Source organism: Catenibacterium sp. UBA627, assembly GCF_002299355.1.
Classification (GTDB): domain Bacteria; phylum Bacillota_I; class Bacilli_A; order Erysipelotrichales; family Coprobacillaceae; genus Catenibacterium; species Catenibacterium mitsuoka.
Genome location: NZ_DBPF01000108.1, coordinates 1 through 2,702, shown reverse-complemented (window position 1 = coordinate 2,702; position 2,702 = coordinate 1). Strand labels below are relative to the sequence as shown.

Annotated in this window: 4 protein-coding genes; 2 read left to right on the top strand and 2 right to left on the bottom strand. The window is 35.6% G+C overall.

The annotated features are described in order from the left end of the window. Nucleotides 1–660 (top strand): PLP-dependent transferase (locus B2S90_RS06925; protein WP_286696774.1); only part of this gene is annotated, 660 nt, incomplete at its 5' end. Between the two features lie 54 nt (nt 661–714). Here B2S90_RS06925 and B2S90_RS06920 read toward each other — a convergent pair. Beyond that, nucleotides 715–1,083 carry a desulfoferrodoxin family protein gene (locus B2S90_RS06920; RefSeq protein ID WP_055234150.1) on the bottom strand — a complete coding sequence of 123 codons (369 nt, stop codon included), beginning with the start codon at nt 1,081–1,083 and terminating at the stop codon, nt 715–717. 230 nt (nt 1,084–1,313) lie between these two features. Between B2S90_RS06920 and B2S90_RS06915 the strand changes: the two genes are divergently transcribed. Further along, nucleotides 1,314–1,721 carry an RrF2 family transcriptional regulator gene (locus B2S90_RS06915; RefSeq protein ID WP_040389732.1) on the top strand — a complete coding sequence of 136 codons (408 nt, stop codon included), beginning with the start codon at nt 1,314–1,316 and terminating at the stop codon, nt 1,719–1,721. Between the two features lie 27 nt (nt 1,722–1,748). On the opposite strand, the gene B2S90_RS06910 is transcribed toward B2S90_RS06915, so the two are convergent. Further along, nucleotides 1,749–2,585 (bottom strand): DMT family transporter, encoded by an 837-nt coding sequence (locus tag B2S90_RS06910; protein ID WP_279147603.1) that lies wholly within the window; start codon nt 2,583–2,585, stop codon nt 1,749–1,751. Nucleotides 2,586–2,702: the final 117 nt, after the last annotated feature.

The window sequence follows — 2,702 nt, the reverse complement described above, 5'->3', positions numbered from 1 at the left end:
AAATATCTAGATGGTCATGCATCCGGTGTTGGTGGCGCTATTATTGATAGTGGTCATTTTGACTGGATGAGTCATGCAGAAAAGTTCCCAGGACTCACTACTCCAGATGATAGTTATCATGGAATCACTTATGCAAAGAGATTTGGTAAGGCCGCTTATATTACTAAAGCCACTGCACAATTAATGCGTGACTTAGGATCTATTCCTTCACCATTTAATAGTTATTTATTAAATATTGGAATTGAATCATTACCAGCACGTATGCGTGTACATTGTGAAAATGCCTTAAAAGTCGCTACATACTTAAAGAATCATCCAAAAGTAGAATGGATCCACTATCCAGGACTAGAAGATGATAAATATCATGAAGCAGCAAATAAATATATGCCTCATGGTACATGCGGTGTTATGTGCTTTGGTTTAAAGGGCGATAAGAAGGAAGCAGTGACTTTCATGGATCACCTACAGCTTATTAACATCGTGACTCATGTAGCTGATGCAAAGACTTGTATTTTACATCCTGCTAGCCATACACATCGTCAGATGACAGATGAACAATTAAAAGAAGCAGGTGTTGATCCAACACTTATTCGTTTATCTATTGGTTTAGAAAACCCAGATGACTTAATCAAGGATATTGAAGAAGCATTAAAGTACTAAAAAAGACTGTTCAAATGAACAGTCCTGAAAGCAGAATTTATTTCTGCTTTTTTATTATGCTTTCCATAAACCATGAAGATTGCAGTAGTCATAAGCTGCCACAACTTCATCACCTTCACCAATATAGAATACAGCTTCAGGCTTATCAGTAGGTGTTAACTGTTTAAACTGAGTACCATTCTTAGTTTCTAATACGATTAAAGTAATATAATGTGCTTCAGTCATAGGATGTTCTACTGATCCTACAGATACAGTCACTTTTGTTCCTTCTACTTTAATAACAGGAACGTGTTTTTCAACTGCGGCATCAGTTGTATTTGGTGTTAATTCCTTCATAGGTTCGCCACAACAAACGACTGGTACACCAGAATCCACAAAATGAGTGATAACGTTACCACAATGTTCACAACGATAGAATTTCATATTCAATTCCTCCTTTATCTAATACTATCATAACACTTTTAGAACAAGACTACGAATGATATGCTTTCTTTTAATATTTTTCCAGTCAAAATTGTAAAAGTGTTGATTATAAAGGGCTTTTTTTGAGTGTTATTAGTAAATTTTTTCCAAAATAATCTTGTAAATATTTACAAAAGGCATTATTATGTAAATGGAAATAATAATAGAAGTTTTATATGGAGGTGATACGTATGACTAGTGATTTTAGTATTGCTGTCCACGCTCTCGTCTATTTAGGTAAAAACCAAGACCTTATTTCTAGCGATGAACTTGCAAAGCATATTTGCACTCATCCAGTACGTGTAAGACGTGTTATGATCAAATTGAGAGAAGCTGGCCTTATTAAGGCTAAAGCAGGTGTTGATGGAGGATATCGTCTTGATAAAGAAGCCGATGATATCACTTTATCTGAGATTGCGAAATCTGTCTCAAATGATTATATCCATGTGACTTGGCACAATGGAGAAGATGGAAGAGAAGCCATTAAAGACTCTAAAGTAGAACAAGCCATTGATTCTATTTTTGTAGATCTCAATGAAGCGTGTGACAATTTGTTGAAAAACAAGACCATCGAGGACATTATGAATATATCCAAATAGAAATGGTCTACAATCAAAAGAAGCAGCCTAGATGGCTGCTTTTTTAAAGTCTAATATTAAGTTTAAGATAATGCCTCCTACAACCATTCCTGCACCAATTAAACTGATACCAGATATTGTTTCATGGAAGAAGATAAAAGCCCACAGAGGCGCTAAAATGACTTCTAACATGCAAATAAGATTGGCTGTAAAAGCTTCTGTACAAGAAATACCTAATGCGAGGAATATACCGCCTAAACACATTGGAAAGAAACCATAACCACATACACCAAAGGCATCAGTGATATGGAAGTCAGGAAGTCCTCTAAAGACAATCAAGCCTACTGTAAGAGAGAACATATAAGCAAATATTGTCGATGAGAAGGCTTCAGCCTCTTCTTTGTTGTTGAGGTAGAACTGCATTCCAAAGCAGGCTCCTGATATAATTGCGAGTATATTTCCTAATAGATGCGAGAAGGAAAGAGTATCCGCAAAGAATAGTGCCATACCGATAAAGACAATCGCAATAATCCCCATTTGTCTTTTTGTCGGTAATCTACGTAAATCTATAGATTGATAGATCAATACAAAGATTGTTGATGAGTATTGTAATACAATCGCATTGGCCACTGATGTCAGCTTATTGGCATAGATGAATGTTAAACTCATAAGGAACTGAAAGACCCCCACTGTAACTGTCATTTTATTGAATACCAGCTTCTTATGATGAATGATCATACTAAGAGGTATTGCGATAATAGAACTCATCATTGAGAATCCCAGCCCACTTAAGCGGCTTGCACGTATAAATAAACCTGCAAGTGACCAGCAGAATGCTGTCATAAGCAGGTAGAATACACCTTTTGTACTTATTTTATTTTCCATAATACAGCCACTAATAATGCGATGATTAAAGGAATAAGCACTGGCACAACAACGCATAAACCAAATAAAAGAATATTATTCATAAAAGTTCACACTGCCACTCAAAATGTGATTAAA